Raw genomic sequence first — 21278 nt, 5'->3', positions numbered from 1 at the left:
CCTTACCCTTTCTTCCCAAACATCAAATTTAACAGTGGCGGAATGCACAAATTAATTGCCAGCACCCGCACCAATTGATATGTTAATATAACCGAAACATTTTCCTGCATACTCATGCCTGCCAAACACATTTCTGCAATACCACCTGGCGCCATAGCTAAAAAAGCGGTAATCAGACTAAAGCCGTAGCGGGCACTAAGAACGTAGCTCATGCCAATGCTCACCACGATTAAGAAAGCAGTACCCACCATGATAAAGGGCACCATCTTCCGTGTAGCCCAAATCCGTTCCGCTTCCAGCTGCATCCCCATATAAAGACCGATGCTTACTTGGGCAGGAGCCATCAAATAAGCAGGCACGGGCTGCACACCGTTGCTATAAACAGCAAAGGCAGCCGTTGCCAAAATAGGCCCCAAAAGCCGCGGTGTGGGTAGATGCACCTTGCCTGCAATAAAGCAGCCCAGCACTGCCAAAGGGATGAACACCAACCAGTGCACGCCCCCATGGTTAGGCATGGTAATACTGTTGCTGATCACTTTAGCATCCAACAGCCAAATTACTAAAAACGGTACCGTAACGACTACGCTAAGCAGGCGCAGCACCTGCATTACTACTACCACGTTAGGGTTAACGTCCTTGTCTTCTTCCGCCAGCAGCATGGTCAAAGTCATGCCACCCGGCAGCATCCCCATAATACAGCTTTTCAAATTTTCCTGAGAAATTTTAGCTGTAATGAAGGCAAGAAGCATACTTGCACCAAGAATAACTACGGTGGCTTCCGTTACCCCCAACAGTTCTTCTAAAAAACGATTCCAAGTATCTCCTGTAAAGGTAGAGCCGATGCCGTAGCCTGCTATCATCAAAGCGTATTCACGCCACTGTTTCGGCCACGAAACAGCCTTGCGCCTAGCAAAAGTTTTGCAGAGGACGCCTGTGAGCAAACCTCCCAGCAGAAAGGGAATAGGAAGGTGCAGACGCACTAAAATATTGCCTAAGCACAGAGCCATGATAAACAATAGTATACGATTCAACAGCATAGGCTCCCCCTCCTTATCCCCCAACAGGAAAAATATCAATAGTTCTTTAAATCAGAAGTCTTACTCCTCTTCCACCTCAGCGTGGTCCGCACCCAAAGCCTGCATAATACGGCTAATAAGTTCACCGCGATTAGTGTGAGCGGAGGAAGTATAGGTCATAATTTCGTGCTCTTTCAGGCCCATTTCCCTTTTGAACAGCGCCTTTTGGCTCATAGCTGCATTCTTGCTCAGCTTATCGCTCTTAGTCAAGATAACTTGTACGTTGAGCCCGCATTGCTTCAGCCAACGGAAACATTCCAAATCGCTTTCCAAAGGCTTGTGGCGGATATCGATCAATTGGCACACCAGCGCCAAATTTTCACTACCGGACAGATACTTGCTGATAAAGCCGGACCATTGCTCCTTGTTGCTCTTATTGGTACGGGCGAAGCCGTAACCGGGCAAATCCACCAAATAAAAACGTGCGCGCTCGTCCAAGCCTTCGCTGGCACGTTTAGCTTCTAATTCGTAGAAGTTGATGGTTTGGGTTTTACCAGGAGTAGCGCTGACACGTGCTAAACCGTTGCGACGGCACAGGGAATTGATCAAAGAAGATTTCCCCACATTACTGCGGCCGATAAAAGCAGCCTCAATCATCTTATCCGCAGGGTACTGGTCGGCACGTACTGCGGAAGCCACGTATTTGGCACGGATAATATCCCAGGTTCCTTTGTTCATGTTAATCCTCCAAGGCTATCTTCAGCACATCGTCCAAATGACGGACGGGAATAAACTCCATTTCTTTACGTACATTGTCCGGCAGATCCTCTAAATCCTGCATATTGCGCTCAGGCAACAGTACAGTCTTAACGCCGTAGCGGTAGGCAGCCAGCATTTTTTCCTTGATGCCGCCTACAGGCCATACTTTGCCGGAGAGAGTGATTTCACCGGTCATTGCCAACTTGCCGCGCACCTTGCGCCCTGTCAATGCAGAAACCATAGCGGTAACCATAGTTACGCCTGCAGACGGACCGTCCTTAGGCACTGCGCCTTCCGGCAAGTGAATATGGATATCGTTCTTCTCGCCAAAGTCTTCCGCAATCCCCAAAGCTTTGGCACGACTGCGGATGTAGGTATAGCCTGCTTGCGCACTTTCCTTCATGACATCGCCCAGTTGGCCGGTCAAAGTCAAGCCACCTTTGCCTTTGAAAGTCAGCACTTCTACCTTCAGCAGTTCACCGCCTACGCTGGTCCACGCCAAACCATTGCAGGTACCTACTGCAGGCTCCAAGCTGATATCGTCATCCATAAAGAGGACTTTGCCAAGGAAGCTTTCCAAATTTTTACCTGTAACTTGGGCACCCTTGCCCTTGCCTTTAACGATCTTATAAGCAATCTTGCGGCATACTGCTGCCAGCTTGCGCTCTAAATTACGCACGCCTGCTTCACGAGTATAATCGTGAATAATGCGACGGATTGCCTTCTCACTAAAGGATACTTTGTATTTATCCAAGCCGTTTTGTTTCAACTCCTTGGGGAGCAGATGTAGTTGGGCAATTTTTACTTTTTCTTCGTCCGTATAGCTGGAAAGCTGAATAATTTCCATACGGTCCAACAAGGCAGGAGGAATAGTTTCTACAGTGTTGGCAGTTACAATCCAGAATACATGGGACAAATCAAAGGGAAACTCAATAAAGTGGTCGCTAAAAGCGTGGTTTTGTTCCGGGTCCAACACTTCCAGTAATGCGGAAGCAGGATCGCCTCGGAAATCGGCTGCCATTTTATCAACCTCGTCCAAAAGGAAGACAGGGTTCATGCAGCCTGCAGTCTGCATACCATGGATAATACGACCGGGCATGGAGCCGATATAGGTACGGCGATGGCCGCGAATTTCCGCTTCATCGCGAATACCGCCCAAAGATACACGGGTAAACTTACGGTCAATAGCTTTAGCAATGCTAAAAGCCAAACTTGTTTTGCCCACGCCGGGAGGACCAACCAAGCAGAGGATGGGACCATGGGCATGAGGAGCCAAAGCGCGTACTGCCAAATATTCAAGAATACGCTCTTTAACCTTCTTCAAACCGTAATGGTCGGCGTCCAAAGTTGCTTGGGCTTTATTCATATCAAAATTATCTTCCGTATACTTGCCCCAAGGCAGGCTAAGCAGCGCATCAATATAGCTGCGGATTACAGCGCCTTCGGGAGTCATAGGAGGCATCTTTAAGAGACGGGCAAACTCCTTGTTCAGCTTGGTCGCCACATCTTCAGGCATATCCAATTCTGCTACTTGGCGTTTGTATTCAGCAATTTCGCTTTGTACGTCTTCTGCTTCGCCTAATTCTTTGCTAATCGCTTTAATCTGCTCACGGAGATAATATTCTTTTTGGTTCTGCTCTACCTGTTCATGAACCTGTTGGGAAATACTCTTCGCCACATCGGCGATTTCCTGTTCACGGGTCAGCAGCTCGTAGAGATAGCGCAGACGAACATTGACTTCCAAGGTCTCCAGCACCTTTTCCTTTTCTTCCAAGGAAACAGGCAGATAACCAGTAATCATATCAGCCACACGGCCGGTATCCGGTTGGGACTTAAAAGCCTGCACCACTTCTACGTTGATTTTTTTAGACAGCAGCACCCATTTTTCAAAGGATTCCAACAGCAATCGGCGCAACGCCTCTGCTTCCGTCATATCCCCTGCAATACTGGGCTCAATGGTGCCTTGGCCTACAAAAAAGTCGCTATCATTTTGGTGTACTTCCGTCACATCGCTAATATGGACACGTTCCTTACCTTCCACCAAAATACGCATAGCACCGCTGGGCAGCTGCACTTGTTGCTTAATCTCGCACAGTACGCCCCACGCGTATAAGTCATCAGTACCAACTTCCGCCATGGAAGCGTCCTTTTGGGCAGCTACCAACAGCATTTTATCAGTTTCCAAGACCGCGTTGACTGCTGCCATGGATTTATCGCGGCCTACATCCACATTTACCAGCATTCCGGGCAAAAGCAGTAGACCCCGTAAAGGCAGTAATGGTTTTGTTATCAGGTTATCGTTGCTAATCATTGTCTCAGGCATCCAATCCCTCCTTTACGATAAAATAAGGGAGAAGGCGTGCACCTTCCCCCTAATGGTTTTATTCTTCCACAATAAGCTGCGGTTCACAATGCTCGCGGACAGTGGCTTCGGTAATAATGCATTTCTTTACATCATCACGGGAAGGAACATCATACATTACATTGCGCATAATGGACTCAATAATTGCTCGCAGACCGCGGGCACCGGCATTGCGTTTGAGAGCCTCTTCCGCAATTGCTTCCAAAGCACCGGTCTCGAATTCCAGCTCCACGCCGTCCATTTCCAAAAAGCGCTGGTACTGCTTTACAAGGGCATTGCGAGGCTCGGTCAAAATCTTAACCAAAGCTGCTTTATCCAAGGATTCCAGAGTTACCATAACCGGCAAACGACCTGCAAATTCAGGGATAATGCCAAACTTCATAATATCCTCAGGCAATACCTTGCTAAACGCTTCGCTGGTATTGATTTCCTCTTTTTTACGGATATCGGCGCCAAAGCCCAGATTCTTCTTACCAACGCGGGCGTTGATAATATGCTCCAGACCGGCAAAAGCGCCACCGCAGATAAAGAGAATATTGGTTGTATCGATATTGATAAATTCCTGATGGGGATGCTTGCGCCCACCCTTGGGAGGCACGCTAGCCACAGTGCCCTCTAAAATTTTCAGCAGGGCTTGCTGTACACCTTCACCGGAAACGTCACGGGTAATAGAAACGTTTTCGGATTTACGGGAAATCTTATCAATCTCATCGATATAGATAATGCCGCGTTGGGCAGATTCTATATCATAATCTGCATTGCTGATGAGCTTCAGGAGGATGTTTTCTACGTCCTCGCCTACATAGCCTGCTTCCGTTAAGGTAGTAGCGTCAGCCATGGCAAAAGGCACTTGCAGAATCTTTGCTAAAGTTTGCGCCAGCAGGGTTTTGCCGCTGCCGGTTGGACCCAGCATCAGGATGTTGGACTTTTGCAGTTCCACATCACGTTTGTCCTGCGGGTTCTGCAGCTCGTAGTTAATGCGTTTATAGTGATTGTAAACAGCCACGGACAAAGTCTTCTTAGCTTCGTCCTGACCGATTACGTATTCATCAAGAATAGCCTTGATTTCTTTAGGACGGGGCAGGTCACCAGCCTCTGCAACTGTAGTTGCGGCAGCTTGCTCGTTATCCTCGTCAAGCATATCTTTGCAGAATTCGATACACTCGTCGCAGATATACACGCCGCGTCCGGCAATAAGTCTGCGTACCTGGCCTTCGCGTTTACCGCAGAAGGAACAGCACAGCTCCTTGCCTTGACCATCGTCAAAATTCATGTTGTAAATCTCCTTGGTACCTTATTCCACAGATTTGCTGCGGGTAACGACCTCGTCAATCAGGCCGTATTCCTTTGCTTCCCTGCTGGTCAGGTAATGATCGCGCTCGGTATCAGCGGCAATCTTCTCCACAGGTTGACCGGTATGCTTGGACAGCACTTGGTTCATTTCCTCGCGGATGCGCAGTATTTCCCTAGCGTGGATTTCGATTTCCGTTGCCTGGCCTTGGGCACCGCCCAAAGGTTGGTGGATCATCACTCTGGAGTAAGGCAGAGCGAAACGCTTGCCGGGAGCGCCTGCCGCAAGCAGAACGCTGGCCATGCTGGCTGCCATACCCATGCAGATGGTGGAAACATCGGGTTTAATATATTGCATAGTATCATAAATAGCCATGCCGGCGCTTACACTGCCACCGGGGCTATTTATGTACAGATGGATATCCTTATCAGGATCTTCGGACTCCAGGAACAATAATTGAGCAATGACAACATTTGCCATATTGTCATCAATAGGCCCGGTCACGAAGACGATCCTGTCTTTTAACAGACGGGAATAAATATCATAGGAACGTTCTCCACGGCTGGATTGTTCAACAACGATAGGCACATAGTTCATTTTGTCACACCCCTTTACTGTAAAAGCCGGGCAAAATTATTTTGCGGTGTCGATTACTACATGAGCAGCTTTGCGGCGCAGGATGTTAGCCAGCAGCAGGCCCATGGTGCCATTGGTTTTAATGATTTTCTTAACTTCGTCAACGGAAGCGCCGTGTTGGCCAGCGATTGCAGCGATTTCTGCATCAACGTCAGCCATGTCAACTTGAATGTTTTCAGCTTTAGCGATAGCGTCCAGAACCAGGTCGGTCTTAACGTTTTCTTCAGCTACAGGGCGTTGGTTTTCGCGGATCTTAGCCATGTCCATGCCGGTGTATTGCATGTACATATCCAGAGACATTTTGCGGCTTTCCAGGCTCATTTTCATTTCTTCAACCATTTGGCTGATGCGGTCTTCGATCATGATAGCAGGAACGGTGAATTTAGCGTTAGCTACAGCCATGTCGATCAGGGCATGCTCGTAAGCGTTTTTAGCATTTTCTTCAGCAGCTGCTTGCATGCGTTCTTTGTAGTTAGCGCGCAGTTCTTCAACGGTTTTGAAATCGCTGTTAGCTGCAACGTATTCGTCGGTCAGTTCAGGCAGTTCTTTAATTTTAACGTCTTGGATGTTAACTTTGAATACGGCTTCTTTACCAGCCAGTTCTTTAACGAAGTATTCTTCGGGGAAAGTAACTTCTACATCGGTAGCGTCGCCTTTGGACAGACCAACCAGTTGATCTTCAAAGCCAGGGATGAAGGAGTTGGAGCCTACTTCCAGGGGATAGCCTTTGCCTTCACCACCGGAGAAGGGTTCGCCGCCAACAGTGCCTGCGAAGTCGATAATAGCGAAGTCGCCTTTTTCGATTACGTGGCCTTCTTCAGCAGCTACCATTTTAGCGTTACGGTTGCACAGTTCTTTCATTTGTGCTTCAACGTCTTCGTCGGTTACAACTGCTTCTTCTTTGTCTACATGGAGGCCTTTGTATTCGCCCAGTTCGGGTTCCGGTTTAACGGTAACTTTAATGGTCATTTCCATGTCTTTGCCTTCTTCGAAGGTGGAAGATTCCAGTTTCGGATCTTCAACAGGGATCAGTTTTTCTTGTTCCAGAGCTTCGCTGTACAGTTTGTTGGAAACTTCTTCAAAAGCTTCTTGTTTTACAGCATCTTTGCCATAGTGCATTTCGATGATAGCACGGGGAGCTTTACCTTTACGGAAGCCGGGGATGTTTACGCTGTTAGCAATTTTGGTAACAGCTTTTTTGAAACCAGCATCTACAACAGCAGCCGGAGCGGTAATTTTTAAAGTTGCCTCATTTTCTACTCTTTCAACAGTAACGTTCATTAATAAAATCCTCCCTTAAATTTATGTGGGTAAAAAATAATATAATCGGATTAGGTCGTCAAGCCCTGTGCGCCACGCACAAGCCGACATAAATCGCTCATAATATCATATCACAAGCGACGCGTCTTGACAATACTAAAAAACCCTGCAGACGCGGTCTGCAGGGCAATTTTTTAAATGGAGCGGAAAACGAGATTCGAACTCGCGACCCCCTCCTTGGCAAGGAGGTGCTCTACCACTGAGCTATTTCCGCATCAGCAACGAGTATGATTATAAGGCATATCAGTATATTTGTCAACACCTTTTTTGAAAGTTTTTTAGATTTTTTTGAAAAAGTTTTGCATAGGGGGTTGCTCCTCTCTACACACAAATAAAATTCAACTCCCACGCAGGCACATAAGGATGCTTACGCAAATAAATTTTATAATCAGGCACCAGCTCCCACAAAAGCAAAGGCAAGCGGAACAAATCCACATCGTAATGATACGCCGCCATAAAAAGCTTCGGCGCACATTCCGCAATAGTGCGCCTGCCTCCGGCAATAGCGCGCACCTCCGCCCCCTCCACATCAAACTTGATATAGGTAGGTTTACATTCCTCCGCCAGCTTATCAATGGTCGTTACAGGCACCTCACGCTTCACTGCGCCGATAAATGTGCTCTGCCTGCCGCCGCTGTCGCTAAAGCTAAGAGTAGTTTTCTCATCCCAAATACCCGCTTCATGTATTGCTACAGGTGCCTGCCAGTTTTCAGCACTCTCCACCAAAGCACGCAGTTTGCGGCAGTTGCGCCTATCGGGCTCCACTGCAATCACCCGTCGCCACTGCCAATTGGTCAAACGCCCCAACTCTTGGATAGTATCGCCGTTATATGCACCCAAATCCATATACACTTCGTCAGACGCGGGCTTAATCAGCTCCGCAATATCCTGCTCCCTTTGGGTTTCGCAAGCAAAAAGATAGCTAATCTTCCCACTCAGCTTGTAATTCAAAGTGCAGGCAAAAACTTTGCGGGACCAGTCGTCCGCCAATTTATCATACACCTGCTGCAGCTGCGTTTCATATTTCGCCAACCACGCAAGACTCACTGTTTCTTCTTCGTCGAACAAAGGCAGGTGGGGCGCTACCACTTCCTGCTCCTTCGCCAGTTCTTGAAACCGTGCCAAAACTTCAGGCAGTTCGCTGGCAAAGGCGATGACCACCAAAAGTTCCTGCCCCAAACGCTCCTTAACGGCAGCATAGCGTTCTACCGTAAAGCCGCGGAACTGCTGCCCGCGCACAAACTCATCGCTGGCAAAAACCCCCCGTACGCACACACCATTTGCTTCGCACCAATCCAGTATTTTATCAGCACCATTGCCCATGCCATACAGCACGATGGGCTTCGCCGTGCTCTTTAAATTTTCCCACACGCTTTGCTTTTCTATCATAAAGTCCAACATTATGCTCCTCCGTTCTATGATTATCTATATCTACATATTATACACTATACTAGCCTATAGAAATATGATAAAATATTAATATCTTAGTAAATTGGGAGGTCCCATTATGTCCTTACTAGAATCCGGTGAAAACTATCTAGAAACAATCCTCGTCCTTATGCAGAAAAACGGCAGTGTCCGTTCCATAGATATTGCGGAAGCCATGGGTTTCACTAAAGCCAGCGTCAGCCGCGCCATGAGCATCCTTAAAAAGGAAGATTATATCATCATGGATCCTGACGGCTCTATCCACCTGACTAAAGAAGGCTTGAAAAAAGCCAACGCTATCTATGAACGCCACACCACCCTGACGCAATTCATCCACAAAATTTTAAAGGTTGATTTGGAAATTGCAGAAAAAGATGCTTGCCGTATCGAGCATATTATCAGCGACGAGACCTTTAAAGGCATCAAAAAACTACTGAAATAACCCTTTGAAACCCAGCCATCCTACGGGATGGCTTTTCTTTTGACATAATAGTAATAGTTATTAATACGCTTGACACTCTATTTGAGTGTGTTATAATCTAAGTATATCTTATATTGTAAAGGAGTGCTATTCATGAAGTTTAAATCTCTGAAAAAAGTTCTGCTTGCATCTCTCACTCTCACCTTGTTACTGGGCGTTGGCGCCACTGCCTCCGCTGGTTATAAATTAAGCGACGAAGTAACTACAGCTACACCGGCGCTGCTTGCTGCTACCGAAATCGGTCTCAAAACTAACGAAAACCCTGCTTTAGCAGCTCTCCCGGACAAAGATGCTATTTTGGTAATGAGCTTCGGCACCACTTTTACTGACACCCGTGCCAAAACCATTGATGCTACCATTAATGCTATTAAAGCCAACCATCCCGGTGTAAAGGTAGTAACCGCCTTTACTTCCCACATTATCATCGACCGCATTAAAGCTAAAGAAGGCATCACCTATCCTACTCCGGAGGAAGCTCTTGCCCAACTGAAGGCAGAAGGCTACAGCCGTGTAGCAATGGCAAGCCTGGACATCATCCCCGGTATGGAATATGATTATAAGAACGCAGTTTACCAAAGCTATAAAAACAATTTCAAAAAAGCTACCTTCAGCACTCCGCTGATGTACTGGCAAGGTCAAGAAGGCCAAGCAGACGACATCACCGCTACCATGGAAGCTCTTTCCACCCAATTCCCCAAGCTGGGCAAAAAGGATGCTGTTTTGGTAATGGCTCACGGCACTCCCCATCCTGCTAACGCTTACTATGCAGTAATGCAGGACCGTTTGGAGGAAATGGGTCATGACAATGTCCTCATCTTCTCCGTAGAAGGCTGGCCCCATCTGGAAACCGTTATTCCCAAGCTCAAAGCTAAAGGCATTAAAAACGTTACCTTGATGCCCTTAATGATGGTTGCAGGCGACCACGCTAACAACGATATGGCAGGCGACGAACCTGACTCCTTCAAATCCATTCTGGAAAAAGAAGGCTTCAAGGTTTCCGCTTACGTTCACGGCTTAGGTGAAAACCCTGCTGTGCAAAAGCTCTTTGTAGATAAGGCAGAACAAGCTTGGGATGCATTGCAAGCAAAATAGAGCAAAAAATAAAACCCAACAATAAATTTAATATTTAAAAAGACAGCCGTGCCAGCATGTATACACATGGGAAGCACGGCTTTTTATTGCGTTAAAGTATACTTATATGCTATAATTATAAAACCATTGTGTATACGAAATATAGTGAGGAGGAATTTGCCAATGGGTGTTGTTATCTCTGCTCTTGTAACTTTTTGGGTAGGCTATTTAATCTACAAAAAGTACAAACCCCAACCTGTGCTCTTTATGGGCGGCATGGTTATGATGTGGCTGGCTGCTGTTTTGGGCATCGGCCAAATTTTGGGAGCTAAAGTTTCCACCGGTTCCGTTTTCTTTGACGCATTTGAATTTATGCGTGCAACCCTCAGCTCCACCGCCGGCAAGCTGGGCTTGAACATTATGTCCGTAGGCGCGTTTGCCAAGTATATGGACAAAATCGGTGCTTCCCGTTCTCTGGTTCGCTTGACCATCAAACCGCTTTTAGCACTTAAATCCCCCTATCTTGTTATGTCCGGTACCTGGATTGTAGGTATGCTGATTGGCTTGTGCATCAACAGTGCTTCCGGTCTGGCAATGCTGCTGATGGTTACTATGTTCCCCATTCTGATTGGTTTGGGCGTTAGCCGTCTGTCCGCTACTGCAGCTGTTGCCACCACCTTGTGCTTCGACTGGAGCCCCAGTGACACCGGTACCATTCTTTCCGCAGAAACCGCAGGCGTTGACCCTGTATTCTACTGGAGCCATTACCAAGTACCCATCGTTGCTGTTGCTTTCGTAGTAGTAGGCGTGCTCCACTACCTGACTCAAAAATACATGGATAAACGCGACGGCCATGTAGTAAAACCCATGGAAGTAGAAAGAGTGCAGGACGAATCCGATAACGCGCCATTGTTCTACGCAATCCTGCCCGTTATCCCCTTGGCTTTGATCCTGAGCTTCAGCTCTCTGTGGATCACCACCATTAAAATGAATATCGTTATGGCTATGTTCATCGGCCTGTTCGTAGGCGTATGCTGTGAATACATCCGCTGGCGCGATGGCAAAAAAGTCTTTGCTGATATTCAAGCTTTCTTCGATGGTTTGGGCATGCAGATGGCAAACGTAATCACCCTGATCTTGGCAGGTCAAGTATTCGCTAAAGGCTTGCTGTGCATGGGCACCATCAACGCTATGATTGAAGGCTCTAAAGGCTTGGGCTTCGGTCCTATGGCTATGATGCTGGTAATGGTTGCCATCATCGGTTGCTCCGCTGTAGTTATGGGCAGCGGTAACGCTCCCTTCTTCGCCTTCGCAGCACTGACTCCTGCAGTTGCAGCCGCAACCGGTCTGCACCCCGTACTGATGCTGCTGCCTATGCACTTTGCAGCATCCATCATGCGTAACTGCTCCCCTATTACCGCAGTAATCGTTGTTTCCTCCGGTATGGGCGGCGTAAGCTCCTTCGATCTGGTTAAACGCACCTTCATCCCCATGATAGGCGCTATGATTGTAACCATCGGTATGACCTTCTTCTTCTACTACACCGGTTATTAATCAATCGAAAAAAATTACGGCAGCTGCTCTGTGCGGCTGCCGTTTTTACTTTACTAACATCGCAAAAAAGAGTATTATTTAAGTAGTTTATTTTATTGGAGGGACCCATAACTATGTATATTTGTGATTGCCACTGTGATACACTGACAGAATTATATAAAAAAGGTACTGATTTATATAGCAACGACCAACATCTTGATATGAAGCGCTTGATGGCTTTAGGCGGCGGTCTGCAGTTCTGCGCCATCTTCGTACCCACCCCGGAGTACCGCTACGGCGGCGGTCTGCGCTATACTCTGAAGCTGTTGGACAAATACCTGCAAGAAACCAAAAAGATGCAGGCAGCAGGCTTGGATGTGCTGCAAATTCGCACTGCAGCTGATGCTGCCGACGCTTTAAACCACAAAGCAGCTACCCTGCTGGCTATTGAAGAAGGCGGCGCCATCGACGGCAGCTTGGAAGCACTGCGCTGCCTCTACGAACTAGGCGTACGCGCTATGACCTTAGTATGGAGCAACCGCAACGATATTGCCGACGGTGTCAACGAAGAATGTAGCGGCGGCGGTCTTACTGTTTTCGGCCGTCAAGTCGTAGCAGAGATGAACAAACTGGGTATGCTGGTGGACGTTTCCCACATGGCGCCTGCAGGTTTCTGGGATGTAATCGAAACCAGCACCAAGCCCATTATCGCTACCCATTCCAACGCCAAAGCATTGTGCCCCCATCCCCGCAATTTAGATGACAAACAGCTTTTGGCAATTAATGCTAATGACGGCTTAGTAGGCATCACCTTCGCAGGCCAGTTCTTGGAAAACGATTATAACGACGCCTGCATCGAAAGCGTATACCGCCACATCGACCACATGCTCAACCTAATGGGCAATGATGACCATGTGGGCTTCGGCAGCGATTTCGACGGCATCAGCCATCCTCCCTACAACATTCAAGGCGTACAGGACTACAAGCCGTTGGTCGACTTCCTCGCCACCAAATACAGCGACAGCACCATCGAAAAAATCACTCATCAAAACGTGCTGAACCTGCTACAGAAAGTGCTGTAAGCCACGGCATACCTTGAATCGTAATATTTTTGTTAACTATGTAAATTAGCCTGTTTTGCCGTTGATTTTTCCTTGCAATTTGGTAAAATAGAACACGTGAAAGGAAGGTGCACGCATGCTTTTTGATACTCATATGCATTGCGATTATTCCTGTGACAGCCACATGCAGCTTGCTGACGCCATTGCTGCTGCCAAGGAAGCTCAAATCGGTATGACAGTTACGGAACATTGGGATTATGACTATCCTACTAATCCTGATGCTTTTACTTTTGATATAGACGACTACTTCTCCCGCCTGCAGCCTTTGTGCAACGACAAAGTGCTTATCGGTATCGAGATCGGCATGCAGACCCACACTGCCGCAGCAGACAAAAAGATTGCCCAAAGCCACGTTTTCGACTACGTGCTAGGCTCCATCCACTGCATTGGCAGACGTGATTTATACGAGCCTGAATGTTACGCAGGCCGTACCCGTCAACAAATCGTGGAAGAATTCTTAGGCGATTCCATTACCTGCTTGGAGCAGGATAGGGATTTTGACGCCTTTGCCCACATTGACTATATCTGCCGCTACTGGCCTTACACAGGCGCAGAACGGGAACTGCGCCTTGAAGACGCGCCGGAACTTTTCGATAAGCTGTTTAACCTGCTTATTGCCAAAGAAAAGCCCATTGAAATCAACACCCGCCGCTTGGACGATGCCGCAGCGGTAGCAGGTCTTCTGCCCCTGTATAAACGCTATCGCCAATTGGGCGGTAAATACTGCACCCTGGGCAGCGATGCCCACTATAAGGAGCACGTAGGCAGGCGCTTAAACGAAGCCCTGTCCTTAGCTCAGGCTTGCGATTTGACCCCTGTTTACTTTGTTGGCAGACAGATGAAGATTATGGAGGTAGACAAATGAAATGTGTACGCTTTGAAGATAAAAGAACCGGACGCATCTGCATCGGTTATATCGATGGCAATATCGTCCGCCGTGTCCAAGGCTCTTTGCAAACCTTTTGGCAGATTACTGACGACACCTATGCGATGAACGAAATCCGCCTTCTGGCTCCCTGCGTACCTACGCAAATTATCTGCGTAAGTTTCAACTACCGCAAGCACGCCCAAGCCTGTGGCGCCAAGATTCCCCAAGAGCCCAGCATTTTTGCTAAAGCAGCCCATACCGTTATCGGCACAGGTGAAAACATCATTTGGCCGGAGCAGGTAGAGGAATTGGCTTATGGTGCAGAATTGGGCATTGTCATCAAGAAGAAGATGAAGAACGTCGAACCTAAAGATGTCCACAAATATATTTTGGGTTACACTTGCGCCAACGATATCACCGCCCGTGATTTACAGAAGAAGGAACGCCAATGGCTGCGCTGCAAATCCTTTGACACTTTCTGCCCCTTAGGTCCTTGGCTGGAAACAGATTTGGATCCCACGGAACTGCAAATCAAGCTGTGGCTCAACGGCGAACTGAAACAGGACGCTAATACTAAGGATATGATTTATAATCCTTACGAAATCCTCAGCTATATTTCCAAAAGCTTTACCCTTGATGCCGGTGATTTGATTTTGACCGGTACCCCCGTAGGTGCGGGCTTGATGGGTGAAGGCGACGAAGTTACTGTAGAAATTGAAGGTATCGGTAAAATCACTAACCGAGTAGTTCGCAACTAGTTATTCCAAAATTGAAAGCAAAGCGCATGCGGTCGCATGCGCTTTCTCTATTTACAAGCAAATTTCTTTGTGCTATAGTGTGACTGACGAGTCACAGGAGGTTAATGCTATGTTGAAAAATATGACGGAAGGCGCTCCCTTAAAGCTGATGATACCCTTCGTGGTACCTCTTTTAATCGGCAACGTCTTCCAACAACTATATAATATTGCAGACATTATTATTGTCGGTCGCACCATCGGCGTAGAAGCCTTGGCAGCCGTAGGCGCTGTATCCCCCTTGTTTATGCTCACCATGGTGCTCACCATCGGTCTCTCCAACGGATTCACCGTAGTTACAGGCCAACGCTATGGGGCAGGCGATATGGACGGTATGCGCCGCAGTATCGGCACTTGTTCCGTACTCAGCGTCTTTGCTGTGATTTTAATCATGGCCATTATGCATCTAGTCATCGACCCTGTACTGGTGCTGATGAACATCCCCGCAGAGCTTTTGGCTGATGCCAAAGCCTACGTCATGATCATTGTCGACGGTCTTTTCGCCATGATGGGCTACAACCTGCTTTCCGGCGTTATGCGTTCTTTAGGCGATAGCAAAACGCCTCTGTATTTTTTGATTGTTTCTTCCATCGTTAATATTATTCTTGCCTTAGTCTTCATTCTCTACTTTGGCTGGGGCGTCCCAGGCAGTGCCATCGCCTTGGTTATTGCCCAGGCAATATCTGCCGTGCTCTGCCTTGCCTATATTTATAAGCGCTTCCCGCAACTGCATCTGCAGCGTAAGGATATCAAACTGGACTGGCCTGAACTGTGGGCGCACCTGCGCATGGGTCTGCCCATGGCAGTACAGTTCAGCGTTCTTGGTACAGGCATTATTATTCTGCAGTCCGTCTGCAACAAATTCGGTGGCGAACAGATTGCCGGCTTCACCACTGCCATCCGTGTGGAACAGCTTGCCTTGCAGCCCATGATTTCCATGGGCATCGCCATGGCGGTCTTCACCGCCCAAAACTACGGTGCCCGCCGCTTTGACCGCATTCGCGAAGCAGTACGCAAATGCTCCCTGCTGCTCTTAGGCTTCAGCTGCGCTGCGGCGATATTGCTCTTCTTCTTCGGTGAAGTCGTTATTAAAATCTTCTTGGACAATCCTTCCCCTGTAGTAATGGAAGCAGCCCACATGTATATTTTCTACACTGTTCCTGCTTACTTCTTCTTAGGGCAGATCTTTATTTACCGCAACGCCTGCCAAGGCATGGGCGTAGGCATGATTCCTATGCTTTCAGGCATTGTAGAATTGATTACTCGTTCCTTTGCAGCCATCTATCTCAGTGAAATTTTAGGGTTCTTGGGCGTTTGCTTGGCAGAGCCTATTTCTTGGATTAGCTGCGCCATCTTCGTCTTCGTCAGCTACCATTACTTCATCAAACTTTTGGAACGCAAAAACAAACTTGTACTGTAAAAGAAAAGGCTGGGACAAAACCAGTCATCGTTACCATATTTCTAGACGAATCATTGCGATTTTAGCTCATGAGTGCTTAGAATCATCGAAGTGAAGCGAACCAGAGAATAACTTGTTTTTCGAACAAGATCGGCCGCGAATCTTTGTTGTGATTCTGCACGAAATGAGCGTTAAAAATCGCACGTGAGTAAGAATATGGCAACATGACGATACCTGTCCCAGCCTTTTTGCGCTTTTTTTAGGCAATAGCAGTTACGTCAAAGCCCATGTCCTCCACTGCTTCCTTCAAAGCAGCGTCATCCAAGTTCTCGCCGTTTACCACAGCGTTGTTCTGCTCCAAAGAAACAGCCACGCTAGTAACGCCTGCTACCGCAGCCAGTGCCTCATTTACTGCTTGTACGCAGTGTTGGCAGTGCATACCTTCAATCGCAATAGTTTTAACCATTTAGAAAACATCTCCTTATCTAATCATTTATAATTTTACTGCCCTTAAACGCAGGGCATTGGTTACTACGGATACAGAACTGCAGCTCATAGCAGCCGCAGCCAGCATAGGATTCAACAACCAGCCAAAGGCAGGGAAAAACACCCCTGCAGCCAACGGAATACCAATGGTATTATAAATAAACGCCCAGAACAAATTCTCCTTAATGTTCAGCATTACCTTACGGCTTAACTGTAGCGCCCGTTCCACATCCAGCAAATCACTTTTAATCAGCACCATATCCGCCGCTTCAATGGCAACATCCGTGCCTGCGCCAATAGCAATGCCCACATCGGCTCTTGCCAAAGCAGGAGCATCATTGGTACCATCGCCAACCATGGCAACAGTGTGCCCTTCTGCCTGCAGCTTGCGCACCAGCTGCTCCTTATCCTGGGGCAGCACCTGCGCCACCGCCTCATCCAAGCCTGTTTCCTTGCGGATAGCTTCCGCCGTCAAAGCATTGTCGCCTGTGAGCATGACCACTCGCAAACCCATCGCCTTTAATTTTGCAATGGCGCCCTTGCTAGTGGGCTTAACTGTATCGGCTACGGCAATAATACCCAAAAGCTCCTTGCCACGAGCAAAATACAAAGGCGTTTTGCCTGCCTGCGCCAAAGTTTCGTGATGCCTTTGGATAGGCTCCACAGCTACACCTTGCTCCGCCATCAGCTGCAGATTGCCTGCAACATAAGTAACGCCGTCAATAACGCCTGTAAGGCCACGCCCGGGCAGTTGTCGGTACCCTTCGGCCACAGGCAGCTCTAACTCTGCCGCCGCAGCCACCACTGCCTGCCCCAAAGGATGCTCGGACAACTTTTCCAAAGCAGCGGCCGCAGTCAACAGTTCTTCCCTAGTTACGTCGCCCCAAGGCAAAATATCCGTCACTACAGGCTTGCCTTCCGTAACGGTACCCGTTTTATCTAGGATAACCGTATCCACATTATGCGCCGTTTCTAGCGCTGCAGCAGACTTGATTAGAATGCCCTGCTTGGCGCCGCGCCCTGTGCCAACCATAATGGCAGTGGGCGTAGCCAGTCCCAAGGCGCAGGGACAGGAAATAACCAGTACGGAAACAGCAATCGTCAAAGCAAAGTGATAGCCTGCGCCCAGAGCCAACCATCCGCACCCTGCTACTACCGCCAAGGTAATAACCACAGGCACGAACACACCGCTAATCTTATCTGCTAACTTCGCAATAGGCGCCTTGGATGCCGTAGCATCCTCCACTAGAGCAACAATTTTCGCCAAAGTAGTGTCGCCGCCTACAGCAGTAGCCTGCATTTTAAAATAACCGCTTTTATTAATGGTACCGCCTGTTACCTTGTCACCGCATACCTTGTCCACAGGAATGCTTTCACCGGTCAGAGCGCTTTCGTCCACAGCACCGCTGCCTTCCACAAGCACCCCGTCCACAGGCACCGCCGCTCCTGTTTTTACAATCAAGATGTCCCCTGCCACCACTTCGGGCACAGGCAGTTCCCCCTGCACCCCATGGCGTTCCACTAGCGCCATCGGCGGCGTCAGCTTTAGGAGCGCCGTAATGGCGTCGGAAGTATGGCTTTTAGCCCGCGCCTCTAGGAATTTGCCCAAGGTAATCAACGTCAGAATCATGGCTGCCGATTCAAAGTACAATGCATCGTGGAACCCTTGCAACAAATCCAACCGCCCATGACCGAACGCATAAGCCAAGCCAAAAACTGCATAAAGACCATAGAGGAAGGACGCGCCACTGCCAATGGCAATTAAGGAATCCATATTGGGTGCGCCGTTACACAAGTTCTTGATACCGTGGACAAAGTACTTGCGCCCTGCCCCCACCACGGGCACGCAGCACAACATTTGTAAAAGAGCCGTAATCAGCATATTCTCCTGTCCTTGAACGAACCAAGGCAGAGGCCAATGGTATAGATGCCCCATGTGCAGGTAGAACAAAGGCAGGGTGAACAGCAGGGAAAGCAGCAGGCGTTGGCGCATTTCCGCCAGCTCGCCGGCAGCTGTGTCCACCGCCTTAGCCGTCGGTGCAGTAATTTGAGCTTGGGGAGCAGCACCAAAGCCCAGTTTGGCTATACGACTGCAGATAGCTTCTAAATCTACCACAGTTTCATCGTATTCAACTACAGCCTTATTGGCTAAAAGATTTACGGCAATCTGCTGCACACCTGCCATTTTGCCCACTACTTTTTCAATACGGGCACTACAAGCGCTGCAGCTCATCCCGGTAATCTGCAAAATTTCCTTACGCATAAAATTTCTAAACCTCGACTACAGCACCTGCTGCCAAGTAATGAAGTTTGTTCATCCGCTGTTTGAGATAAGCATACTGTTCTTCGCCTGTGCAATGACAGGTGTAATATTCTGCAGGCAGACTATCCAGCTCCGCAGCAGCTTCGTCCAGCACCGCCTTGTCCGCACCTTCCGTAGCCAACTTCATAAAGTGGAAACCGCCGATGCACACATCGGGCTGCAACCATTCCATCAAGTTTAAAATGCCCTTGTGGGAGCAGCCGCTGCAAAGTATCTTCTTCCCACCCTCGTGAATAAGCAGATACTGCTCGTGGCGGAAGTCGTCAGGCAGCAACTTGCCATCCTGCAGCATATTCAAACCAAAGCTATCGGCAAAATGTTTGGCAAGCTTATCATTACAGCTGCACAGCTCCAATTCGTCATCGAGCTTGAGATAGTCGCCTACTAAGACAAAACGTCCGCTCTCCTGCAAAGCTGCAGGAATGCTGATTTCCCTGTCGCTACCGGCGAAATGGCGTTCAAAGCCATAACGGCTGATATAAATCGGCGCAGTCTTGTTCATTTCCAAAAACTTAGCCAGACCACCGCCGTGGTCGTTATGCCCATGGGAAATGATGCACACATCCACCGCTGCCAAATCCACACCCAAGGCGGCAGCATTTTCTGCAAAGGCAGCGCCTGCACCGGTGTCAAAAAGAATCTTGTGATTTTTAGTTTCTATGTATAGGCTCAAGCCATGTTCGCAGCAAAAACGCTCCTCGCAAGCTGTATTTTCCATCAGAGTATAAATCTTCATTGTCGTACTCCTTTCCTAGCGCCGAACAAAATTCAGCACGTATCAATCTTGCCTATATTATACTCCACAAAGTTAGCCTTGGCAAACTGTTTTGCAATAGCAGGCGTAGTGAGTCAACGATTTTTCGGCCAATTCATATTCTGATTAGAGATTAGCCGAAACGTGAAGTTAATTCTTCCTTTTTCTACAAAGAAAGTTACCATTGCTTAGCTAGTTGGTGAATTGCAAGTTTCTGCACTTCAGTGCAAAAACTTGTGATTTTTGCCGACTTTCTGCACTGAAATACAAAAAAGGCTGTGACCTTACAGCCACAGCCTTAATGTTTTTTATTTTATCAGAAGAGCAGCAGAACCATGCCAACCAGCAGTGCGCAAACAATACCCAGAGCATTACGTTTGCAAACTTCCATAGGATCTACGCCTGCAATGCCTGCGCAGATAATGGTTGCACCTGCAATCGGGGAAATGGTACGACCTAAGGTACCACCCAAAGCAGCAATGGAGCCCATGTTCATGGTTGCAATGCCAAATTCTGCGGCATGGGGAGTAACTGCTTCGTTGAAAGCAACGGTTGCAGCATCACCGGAACCGGAGATGAGGGCCAGCAGGAAAGGACCAAAGGTAGCAGCAATCTTAACGATACCGGTGGAGTTCAGCATCCAAGCAATCAAAGCTTTGATCAGGCCCAGCGCGTTCAAACCAGCTACGAAAACGCCAACGGAGATGATGATGCCGATAATGTTAGCATAAGCATCGCCCATGCCGTTGAAGAAGCTCTTAGTCAGTTCTACAGGGCTCTTGCGGGTTGCAGCCAAAGCCAGGATAGCACCAATAACCATTGCATGGGGAACGCCCATTTTCAGCGCGGGAACAACTTTAGTAGCACCCAACAGCAGGATAATTACAGGAACCAGAGGCATAACTGCATACAAGGGGTTGATAGAGAAGTTTTCTTCTTCCATTACGCCGCCTTCAGGAACATAGCCTTTGTTTTCTTTCAGTACGATAGCAACTACGGTCAACACAGCAGCAGCAACCAGTACGCCGGCAACAGTAGCCATCATGTGGTTACCGATAACGTCGGTAATTTGGGTGCCTGCCAATTTAGCAATAACGCCGTTGTGCACCAGGCCGGGGTTCAGCATACTGCCATAAGTACCGGACTTAACAGCAGCAGCAGCCATTGCAGGATGAATACCTGCAGCCATCAGAATGGGGATGAAGATAACGCCTACAGCAGCACTGCAGCCTGCAGCACTGGGGATAGCGATATTAACAACGAAGGTTGCCAAGGTAGCACCGGGGATGAGCAGGAAACCCATTTTCTTCAGCACTTTACCAATCGCAACAACCAAATGCTTGTCACATTCAGTGTATTTCATGCACCATGCAAAGCCCATGCAGGAGCAAACAGAAGTAATCAAACCTGCGTTGGTCATGCTCTTAGCAAAAGCATCCAAGGAAGCCATCGGCTTACCGGCAATAATACACATCAAAATACCTGCTGCAATCAGCACCATGCGAGATTCATGGCGTTTCAACAGCAGCCAGATTACGCCCAAAACAACAAGGGCACCAATCATCAAAAACATATAAAACCCTCCATTACATTCCAAAATTTTTGGTACATTATATTATAAAACAAAAACCGCTAG

Annotated in this window: 18 protein-coding genes and 1 tRNA gene; 7 read left to right on the top strand and 12 right to left on the bottom strand. The window is 48.1% G+C overall.

Features of this window, described 5'->3' with window-relative positions:
- Nucleotides 1-2: 2 nt before the first annotated feature.
- From ACJMM4_RS07265 to ACJMM4_RS07230, 8 genes are all read right to left on the bottom strand, one after another.
- Complete coding sequence (locus tag ACJMM4_RS07265) at nucleotides 3-1037, bottom strand: AbrB family transcriptional regulator (RefSeq protein ID WP_405383775.1); 1035 nt, start codon at nucleotides 1035-1037, stop codon at nucleotides 3-5.
- A 60-nt stretch (nucleotides 1038-1097) separates the two neighbouring features.
- Nucleotides 1098-1754: a ribosome biogenesis GTP-binding protein YihA/YsxC gene (yihA, locus tag ACJMM4_RS07260; RefSeq protein WP_405383773.1), complete on the bottom strand. Its 657-nt coding sequence runs from the start codon at nucleotides 1752-1754 to the stop codon at nucleotides 1098-1100.
- Between the two features lies 1 nt (nucleotide 1755).
- Complete coding sequence (gene lon, locus ACJMM4_RS07255; protein WP_405378147.1) at nucleotides 1756-4098, bottom strand: endopeptidase La; 2343 nt, start codon at nucleotides 4096-4098, stop codon at nucleotides 1756-1758.
- Between the two features lie 58 nt (nucleotides 4099-4156).
- Complete coding sequence (clpX, locus tag ACJMM4_RS07250) at nucleotides 4157-5410, bottom strand: ATP-dependent Clp protease ATP-binding subunit ClpX (protein WP_405378149.1); 1254 nt, start codon at nucleotides 5408-5410, stop codon at nucleotides 4157-4159.
- Nucleotides 5411-5431: 21 nt separating this feature from the next.
- Nucleotides 5432-6025 carry an ATP-dependent Clp endopeptidase proteolytic subunit ClpP gene (clpP, locus tag ACJMM4_RS07245; RefSeq protein WP_405378151.1) on the bottom strand — a complete coding sequence of 198 codons (594 nt, stop codon included), beginning with the start codon at nucleotides 6023-6025 and terminating at the stop codon, nucleotides 5432-5434.
- 36 nt (nucleotides 6026-6061) lie between these two features.
- On the bottom strand, nucleotides 6062-7345 hold the full coding sequence (gene tig / locus ACJMM4_RS07240; protein WP_405378153.1) for a trigger factor: 1284 nt from the start codon (nucleotides 7343-7345) through the stop codon (nucleotides 6062-6064).
- Nucleotides 7346-7523: 178 nt separating this feature from the next.
- Nucleotides 7524-7598, bottom strand: a tRNA-Gly gene (locus tag ACJMM4_RS07235).
- Nucleotides 7599-7705: 107 nt separating this feature from the next.
- Nucleotides 7706-8785 carry an FkbM family methyltransferase gene (locus ACJMM4_RS07230; RefSeq protein WP_405383771.1) on the bottom strand — a complete coding sequence of 360 codons (1080 nt, stop codon included), beginning with the start codon at nucleotides 8783-8785 and terminating at the stop codon, nucleotides 7706-7708.
- A gap of 106 nt (nucleotides 8786-8891) precedes the next feature.
- Here ACJMM4_RS07230 and ACJMM4_RS07225 point away from each other — a divergent pair, with 106 nt between their 5' ends.
- From ACJMM4_RS07225 to ACJMM4_RS07195, 7 genes are all read left to right on the top strand, one after another.
- The gene (locus tag ACJMM4_RS07225) at nucleotides 8892-9254 is read left to right on the top strand and encodes a metal-dependent transcriptional regulator (RefSeq protein WP_405383769.1); all 363 of its coding nucleotides are present in this window, start codon (nucleotides 8892-8894) and stop codon (nucleotides 9252-9254) included.
- 132 nt (nucleotides 9255-9386) lie between these two features.
- On the top strand, nucleotides 9387-10385 hold the full coding sequence (locus ACJMM4_RS07220; protein WP_405383767.1) for a sirohydrochlorin cobaltochelatase: 999 nt from the start codon (nucleotides 9387-9389) through the stop codon (nucleotides 10383-10385).
- 162 nt (nucleotides 10386-10547) lie between these two features.
- Complete coding sequence (dcuC, locus tag ACJMM4_RS07215) at nucleotides 10548-11918, top strand: C4-dicarboxylate transporter DcuC (RefSeq protein WP_405383765.1); 1371 nt, start codon at nucleotides 10548-10550, stop codon at nucleotides 11916-11918.
- A 113-nt stretch (nucleotides 11919-12031) separates the two neighbouring features.
- Nucleotides 12032-12979, top strand: a complete 948-nt coding sequence (locus ACJMM4_RS07210) for a dipeptidase (protein WP_405378163.1) — start codon at nucleotides 12032-12034, stop codon at nucleotides 12977-12979.
- 115 nt (nucleotides 12980-13094) lie between these two features.
- Nucleotides 13095-13883: a PHP domain-containing protein gene (locus ACJMM4_RS07205; RefSeq protein ID WP_405378165.1), complete on the top strand. Its 789-nt coding sequence runs from the start codon at nucleotides 13095-13097 to the stop codon at nucleotides 13881-13883.
- Nucleotides 13880-14644, top strand: coding sequence for a fumarylacetoacetate hydrolase family protein (locus ACJMM4_RS07200; RefSeq protein WP_405378167.1), 765 nt, complete (start codon nucleotides 13880-13882; stop codon nucleotides 14642-14644). Before ACJMM4_RS07205 ends, ACJMM4_RS07200 begins: the two co-directional genes overlap by 4 nt.
- 109 nt (nucleotides 14645-14753) lie before the next feature.
- The gene (locus tag ACJMM4_RS07195) at nucleotides 14754-16100 is read left to right on the top strand and encodes an MATE family efflux transporter (RefSeq protein WP_405383763.1); all 1347 of its coding nucleotides are present in this window, start codon (nucleotides 14754-14756) and stop codon (nucleotides 16098-16100) included.
- 238 nt (nucleotides 16101-16338) lie between these two features.
- Here the strand turns inward: ACJMM4_RS07195 and ACJMM4_RS07190 are convergent, their stop codons facing one another.
- The 4 genes from ACJMM4_RS07190 to dcuC (ACJMM4_RS07175) form a co-directional block, all read right to left on the bottom strand.
- Nucleotides 16339-16545 carry a heavy-metal-associated domain-containing protein gene (locus tag ACJMM4_RS07190; RefSeq protein WP_405378171.1) on the bottom strand — a complete coding sequence of 69 codons (207 nt, stop codon included), beginning with the start codon at nucleotides 16543-16545 and terminating at the stop codon, nucleotides 16339-16341.
- 27 nt (nucleotides 16546-16572) lie between these two features.
- Nucleotides 16573-18828, bottom strand: a complete 2256-nt coding sequence (locus ACJMM4_RS07185) for a heavy metal translocating P-type ATPase (protein WP_405383761.1) — start codon at nucleotides 18826-18828, stop codon at nucleotides 16573-16575.
- A gap of 7 nt (nucleotides 18829-18835) precedes the next feature.
- Complete coding sequence (locus ACJMM4_RS07180; protein WP_405378175.1) at nucleotides 18836-19624, bottom strand: MBL fold metallo-hydrolase; 789 nt, start codon at nucleotides 19622-19624, stop codon at nucleotides 18836-18838.
- Between the two features lie 334 nt (nucleotides 19625-19958).
- Nucleotides 19959-21215 carry a C4-dicarboxylate transporter DcuC gene (dcuC, locus tag ACJMM4_RS07175; protein ID WP_405378177.1) on the bottom strand — a complete coding sequence of 419 codons (1257 nt, stop codon included), beginning with the start codon at nucleotides 21213-21215 and terminating at the stop codon, nucleotides 19959-19961.
- Between the last annotated feature and the right edge of the window lie 63 nt (nucleotides 21216-21278).

It is taken from the genome of Phascolarctobacterium sp., assembly GCF_045124115.1.
In the GTDB taxonomy this organism is placed as follows: Bacteria; Bacillota; Negativicutes; order Acidaminococcales; family Acidaminococcaceae; genus Phascolarctobacterium_A.
This window is presented reverse-complemented; position numbering and strand designations above follow the sequence as displayed.

Coding starts and splice junctions, on each gene's coding strand:
- ACJMM4_RS07265 (WP_405383775.1), bottom strand. CDS start 1,037: ATGCTGTTGAATCGTATACTATTGTTTATCATGGCTCTGTGCTTAGGC.
- yihA (WP_405383773.1), bottom strand. CDS start 1,754: ATGAACAAAGGAACCTGGGATATTATCCGTGCCAAATACGTGGCTTCC.
- lon (WP_405378147.1), bottom strand. CDS start 4,098: ATGCCTGAGACAATGATTAGCAACGATAACCTGATAACAAAACCATTA.
- clpX (WP_405378149.1), bottom strand. CDS start 5,410: ATGAATTTTGACGATGGTCAAGGCAAGGAGCTGTGCTGTTCCTTCTGC.
- clpP (WP_405378151.1), bottom strand. CDS start 6,025: ATGAACTATGTGCCTATCGTTGTTGAACAATCCAGCCGTGGAGAACGT.
- tig (WP_405378153.1), bottom strand. CDS start 7,345: ATGAACGTTACTGTTGAAAGAGTAGAAAATGAGGCAACTTTAAAAATT.
- ACJMM4_RS07230 (WP_405383771.1), bottom strand. CDS start 8,785: ATGTTGGACTTTATGATAGAAAAGCAAAGCGTGTGGGAAAATTTAAAG.
- ACJMM4_RS07225 (WP_405383769.1), top strand. CDS start 8,892: ATGTCCTTACTAGAATCCGGTGAAAACTATCTAGAAACAATCCTCGTC.
- ACJMM4_RS07220 (WP_405383767.1), top strand. CDS start 9,387: ATGAAGTTTAAATCTCTGAAAAAAGTTCTGCTTGCATCTCTCACTCTC.
- dcuC (WP_405383765.1), top strand. CDS start 10,548: ATGGGTGTTGTTATCTCTGCTCTTGTAACTTTTTGGGTAGGCTATTTA.
- ACJMM4_RS07210 (WP_405378163.1), top strand. CDS start 12,032: ATGTATATTTGTGATTGCCACTGTGATACACTGACAGAATTATATAAA.
- ACJMM4_RS07205 (WP_405378165.1), top strand. CDS start 13,095: ATGCTTTTTGATACTCATATGCATTGCGATTATTCCTGTGACAGCCAC.
- ACJMM4_RS07200 (WP_405378167.1), top strand. CDS start 13,880: ATGAAATGTGTACGCTTTGAAGATAAAAGAACCGGACGCATCTGCATC.
- ACJMM4_RS07195 (WP_405383763.1), top strand. CDS start 14,754: ATGTTGAAAAATATGACGGAAGGCGCTCCCTTAAAGCTGATGATACCC.
- ACJMM4_RS07190 (WP_405378171.1), bottom strand. CDS start 16,545: ATGGTTAAAACTATTGCGATTGAAGGTATGCACTGCCAACACTGCGTA.
- ACJMM4_RS07185 (WP_405383761.1), bottom strand. CDS start 18,828: ATGCGTAAGGAAATTTTGCAGATTACCGGGATGAGCTGCAGCGCTTGT.
- ACJMM4_RS07180 (WP_405378175.1), bottom strand. CDS start 19,624: ATGAAGATTTATACTCTGATGGAAAATACAGCTTGCGAGGAGCGTTTT.
- dcuC (WP_405378177.1), bottom strand. CDS start 21,215: ATGTTTTTGATGATTGGTGCCCTTGTTGTTTTGGGCGTAATCTGGCTG.